Annotated in this window: 5 protein-coding genes (1 of these 5 running past the window's edge); all 5 read left to right on the forward strand. The window is 49.9% G+C overall.

Going from position 1 to position 5,403, the window contains the following annotated elements; translation table 11 throughout:
- The coding region (locus tag QVO97_RS11080) for an Ig-like domain-containing protein (RefSeq protein ID WP_288189702.1) at positions 1-3,405 on the forward strand (3,405 nt) is incomplete at its 5' end.
- An 85-nt stretch (positions 3,406-3,490) separates the two neighbouring features.
- Complete coding sequence (gene yabP, locus QVO97_RS11085) at positions 3,491-3,775, forward strand: sporulation protein YabP (protein ID WP_022360387.1); 285 nt, start codon at positions 3,491-3,493, stop codon at positions 3,773-3,775.
- 10 nt (positions 3,776-3,785) lie between these two features.
- Positions 3,786-4,184, forward strand: coding sequence for a spore cortex biosynthesis protein YabQ (gene yabQ, locus QVO97_RS11090; RefSeq protein WP_022360388.1), 399 nt, complete (start codon positions 3,786-3,788; stop codon positions 4,182-4,184).
- Between the two features lie 7 nt (positions 4,185-4,191).
- Positions 4,192-4,536, forward strand: a complete 345-nt coding sequence (locus tag QVO97_RS11095; RefSeq protein ID WP_181986250.1) for a septum formation initiator — start codon at positions 4,192-4,194, stop codon at positions 4,534-4,536.
- Positions 4,537-4,702: 166 nt separating this feature from the next.
- Positions 4,703-5,403, forward strand: the 5' portion of a protein-coding gene (locus QVO97_RS12830) for a hypothetical protein (RefSeq protein WP_022360390.1). Its footprint extends 79 nt past the window's final position; only the first 701 of its 780 coding nucleotides appear in the window; its start codon is at positions 4,703-4,705; its stop codon lies beyond the right edge, outside the window.

Here is a 5,403-nt window from a genome sequence, read left to right on the forward strand (position 1 = left end):
AATGGTTATTATCAAATTAGTACCGGGGCAGAGCTTGCGTATTTCCGAGATACGAAGATTTCAAACTGGAAAGCGAAACTGATGTGCGATATTGATATGGGCGGTCACGACTTTGCTTCGATTCCTAAGGCCGGAGCTGAATTTGATGGATGCGGACATACGATTCGAGGCTTGAATGTAGTAGGAAATATGGTTCCTACGGGATTGTTTCAAGAAATTTCTTCGAAGTGTGAAATTAAGAATCTGACCATAGAAAATGCGGTGGTTAGAGCTTCCAACGATGATGCGAGAGTTGGTATCCTGGTTGGTGATGTATATGATTCTCTGACAGTAGAAAATTGTTACGTCAGTGGAACAATCGAAACTACAGATGGAACGAATAAGATTGAAGCTGCGGGTGGTTTGATAGGAAATGTAAGGGAAAAATATTCGGTAGAGATCCAGTCCTGCTATGCAGATGCTGAAATCAAAGGAACCGCCAGCAAGAGGTTTGTAGGTGGTTTGGTTGGTTGGACCGGTGGAACTACAACCATTGAAAACAGCTATGCAGTTGTGGATATGGACGTTGATAAGGGAGATTATATTGGCGGACTGGTAGGAAGCGGCAACGTAACGATCTCCCACAGCTACGCGGCAGGCGAAGCGCTGACAAAAAATCCCACTGGCGCATCCGTGGCGGGCATTTCCGACAACGGTTCGATTTCCTCTTGTGTCAGCATTTTCCCGGAGATGCGATCACTCAACCGGATTGGCGGAACGTCAGGAGAGTATACGAATAACTACGGCTTTGCCGGCACAGTCGCGAGAAAATCAGATGGGACGATTTTGACCCCGGATCCGAATATGATGGGGGCAGACAAGCTATATGGAGCGGACGCAACGGAGGCAAATCTGAAAGATCCAGAATTTTATAAAGGTTTGGGCTGGGATTTTGCTTCTACCTGGACGATGGATTCAACCGACAGGTATGCCTTCCCGATTCTGAAAAAACAGACATTATCTCCGAATCTGACGCTGGATCTGAAGCCATCGGTTACCGGAATTACGCTGGATAAGACCAATGAGACGATTTATCCGAGAGGAAGCGTCCAGCTCACTGCAACCGTCGATGTGGCAAACGGAGCGTCCAGAGAGGTGACGTGGAAAAGCAGTGATCCGGCAGTCAAGGTAGAGGACGGCTTGGTAACCGCTGCGGCTGCGGCAAATGGAACCTATACAATCACAGCCATCAGCAAGGCGGATCCTTCCAAGTGGGCAGAATGCCAGCTGACAGTTGATACGGCGGAGCACATGGTTACAGTAGGACGGGAGCCGGGTCATACGAATTCTCTGAATGCAGTTGTGAAAGCGTATGCATCCCTGAATGATGCAAAAGGGGGAACAAATCCAATTTCTACGACAGGTAGTGAAACTGGTACATTTACATTTTCACAGAAAGCCGGAGAAATAGTTTACCTTGCATTTACGGGTCTGGATTCGGAAGATGTCGTAAGTAAAGTAACAATTACCGATGCAAATGGTTCAAAGGTGGATGCGACTCTGTGCAATTTTGAAGATCCAACGGTATATTATTTTACGATGCCGTGTTCAAATGCTTCGGTGCAGGTTTCTTATGCAGTAAACTTAAATGCAACCCAGTATACCTGGTTCGTAGGGCAGGAATGGGGTACCTGGGGAACGACGGCAGCCTTTGAAACCAAAGAGTGGAGTGGAGGCGACCATATTGGTTCTCTGAAAGTAACAAAGATTATCAATGGCAAGCTGTTTAGAGAATTTAAAATAAAGTCAATGTCGCTGTATAAGAAAGATTCAGTTATACCGAAAAAGGTAAATAGTCAATCAGAGCTTACGGAAAACGGTAATTATTGCATCGAAAAAGATAATACAACCGGTCTCCCGACTCTCTATGTATACTTAGAGGGACCGGGCATGGTAGCTGTGGATATCGAGGTTCAGGATAATCCAAATGCAGAATTTTCGATCACAAAGAAGCCAGGAAGCAGTTCTTATTATATGCTGAACAGGACTACAGCAAAAGTCGGGGATCTGGTAACGGCGACCTTGACAGATGAAGGTGTCAGACGGATGAAGGAGATGCAGAACAAGAATGCATGCCTTACATACAGCGGTGGTTTACTTGTAGTTATTTACCCGCCGAAATTTACCGAATCCGGTGGCAAATGGACCGCCTCCTTTAATATGCCGGCACAGAATATTGAGACAAATGTGTATTTTGGGGAGAAAGATAAAGTTACACTGAAAGGTACGGATAAAGAGGTTGATTACGATGGCGCGCCGAAGTCTGTTGAGGATGGAATTCGGGCAACGATAGGTGGACAGGATCTTTCGGAACAGTTTCAGGGTCAGTATGAGGTGCACTATGAAGGTGTGAACGGAACCGTTTATTCCAGCATGACACCGCCGACCAATGCGGGAACGTATTCCTGTAAGATTAAGATCCCGGACAGCAACGTATATTATAGGAGTGATCCGATTACGGTGCAACTGACGATCAAGAAAATAGCAACAAAGACCCCGAAAGCAGCGCAGGCAGCAGCGTGGACAGATACCAGCGTGACCTTGGAAGCACCGTCAGCATTTGTGGATGGAACCGCGATTCCGGCAGGATATGAACTGGAATACTGCGTGGATCAGGGAGAATGGCAGGATTCACCGGTATTTACCGGGCTGACACCGGAAACGACTTACAAGTTCTATGTGAGACTCAAAGAAGGTGTCAATACGACGGCATCCGCAGCCAGCGAGGCGGTAACGGTCCAGACAAAGAAAGCATCGTCTGACCCGTCCAATCCGACGAAACCCAACCCGTCGAACCCGAATCCATCGACCCCAGGCAATCCGCAGGGAACGACCACTTCCGGCCGCGACAGAAATACCAGCACATGGGTAAAAGAGAGCACCGGATGGCGTTACCGCCTGTCAAATGGTACATATCTGTCGGGAAGCCTGGTCCTGGATCCGGCGACCGGCAGGCAGGTTGAACAGATTGTGTGGAAACAGCTCCGGGGCGCATGGTGGGCGTTTGGAGCCGACGGATATATCCGGACGGGCTGGGTCTATGATTACAGCGCGGGCGAATGGTACTATGTGGACGAAAACACAGGCATGCGGACGGGCTGGTATCTGGATCCGCAGGACGGCAGATGGTATTATCTGGATCCGGCAACGGGAGAGATGCTGACGGAGTGGCAGCTGATTCCGGATTTGGGCTATGTATACTTAAATCCGTATGCACCGCAGCCGACCTGGGCGTATGATGAAGAATTAAAAACCTGGGTTTACATGGAGGGCGCAGGGCGTCCATACGGCTCCCTTTATATGGCTGAGTGGACACCGGACGGCTATTATGTAAATGCAGACGGTGTCTGGGAACCGGCCAGATAATCATTCATAAACCTGAAAACCTCCCAATATATTTAACAATAGGCAGCTATAGGCTATAAGTTAGATAAATTGGGAGGTTTTTTGCATGGAAGAAAAATTGGATGCCAGACCTCACAAGCTGGAGCTTCTGAACCGGGAAAAGGGGAGTGTGACGGGGATCCAGGATGTGGTGTCATTTGATGAGAACCAGATGATTCTCGATACAAACATGGGGCTTCTGACGGTGCGTGGGAAGGCGCTGCATGTGAGCCGTCTGACGTTGGAAAAGGGCGAAGTGGATATTGAGGGCGAGTTTGAAAGCTTTTCGTATTCCTGCAACGAGTCCCACCGGAAATCGCAGGAGTCGTTCTTTGGACGGCTGTTCCGTTAGGCGGTGGCGGATGAGTGGGACGGTGAGAGGGGAAATATGGCTGCTTGGCGGCAGTGTGTGTACGGGAATCGCGCTGATGATGATGTATGACGGGCTTAGGATCTTCCGGTGGCTGGTACGGCACGGCTCATTTTGGACAGGCATGGAGGATGCGGCGTATTGGCTCTTTGCCAGCTTTGCGACGTTCCGGCTTTTGTTCGGGCAGAATGACGGAGTTCTGCGCGGCTATGCGGTGGCGGGCGTGCTCGGCGGCATGGTGTTTTATGATCGGACGGGCAGCCGTCTTTTGTTTGCGGTATTGAAAAAATGCAGCGGATGGATTAAAATGAAAAGAAGAGGCAAAAAAAGCCAGAAGACCGGAAAGAAACGTACAACAAGGGGACAGGCAGAAAACATGGAAAGGAAGTGAGATGAGAATGCGTAGACAGATGTCGGAAGGCAGACCGGGTGGAAATGTGCGGAAAAAGAAAAAGGATAATTTAAACAACCGGATGGCGCTTGTGGGCGTTACGATGGTAGTGCTGAGTCTGGCGGTTGCCGTGCACATCAAGGGCATCGATCTCAAGGAAAAGGATAGGAGTTATTCAATTCGTGAGGAAAATCTGGAGGCGCAGGTTGCGAAAGAAGAAGAACGTGCCAAACAGCTTGAGGAATACCGCGTATACGTGCAGACCAAGCAGTATATCGAGAAGGTAGCGAAGGAGAAGCTGGGACTTGTAAACCGCAATGAGATCCTGCTCAAGCCGTCGAATCCGAATTAGACTTGCAGCACATCATAGAATGCCTGGAGTATGGCACACGGGGGAGCAGTGTTCATAGATAGGTCGGAAAATGTCGAAGTTTTCCCTGATTTTGCTCTGTCCGTTTGACAAATATTTCTCTCCAGCCTGTATATAATGGCGTTATACAGGTTAGGAGGGATTTTTTGTGCTTAAACGGAGAACTTTACATAGAGATATGGCGGATGTCAACGTCTACACGGCAAGACGTTTAAAGAGCATGGCACTGTCGCTGGGCGGTCTGGCGCAGGCATTTGCGGATGAGATCGGCGGGCAGGGGCATCTGACGAAGGAGGACGGGCTGGCGGCAATGCAGACGGCGGCGTCGGCGGTATGCGGCGATTGTACACGGTGCAACCTGTATTATGGCAGCCGCCGGGACGACAGTTATTATCTCTATTATCTGCTTCGGACGTTCGAGCAGAAAGGGAAAATCGACCTGGAGGACATGCCTCGCCTGTTTCATGAGATCTGTTCCCAGAGAGAGGCATATTTGCGGGAATTGAACCGGAGTCTCGGGCGGGCGACGATGAATCTGGGGTGGAAAAACCGTTTTCTGGAAAGCCGGGACGCGGTGATCGTCCAGTTCCGGGAGCTGGCGGCGATTCTGGAGGAATTTTCCAACCAGATGGAACAGGCGGCGGATGTGACGGCATCCTGGGAGGAGGTGCTTTCAGGAATACTCCGCAGAAGCCATCTGCGCGTGGACAACATGCTGGTGCTTCAATATGAAAATCAGCAGAAGGAGGCGTTTCTCACACTCCGCAGCGTCAACGGGCGATGCATGACGGCGCGGGATGTGGCGGAACTTCTGGGACGCGCGATCGCCGGAAGCCACTGGAGTGTGGC

This window comes from Clostridium sp. CAG:43, from assembly GCF_000434655.1.
Classification (GTDB): Bacteria; Bacillota; Clostridia; order Lachnospirales; family Lachnospiraceae; genus Otoolea; species Otoolea fessa.

Excerpts from the sequence above, each read along its gene's own strand:
- yabP (WP_022360387.1), top strand. The coding sequence starts at position 3,491 with ATGGAAGAAAAATTGGATGCCAGACCTCACAAGCTGGAGCTTCTGAAC.
- yabQ (WP_022360388.1), top strand. The coding sequence starts at position 3,786 with ATGAGTGGGACGGTGAGAGGGGAAATATGGCTGCTTGGCGGCAGTGTG.
- QVO97_RS11095 (WP_181986250.1), top strand. The coding sequence starts at position 4,192 with ATGCGTAGACAGATGTCGGAAGGCAGACCGGGTGGAAATGTGCGGAAA.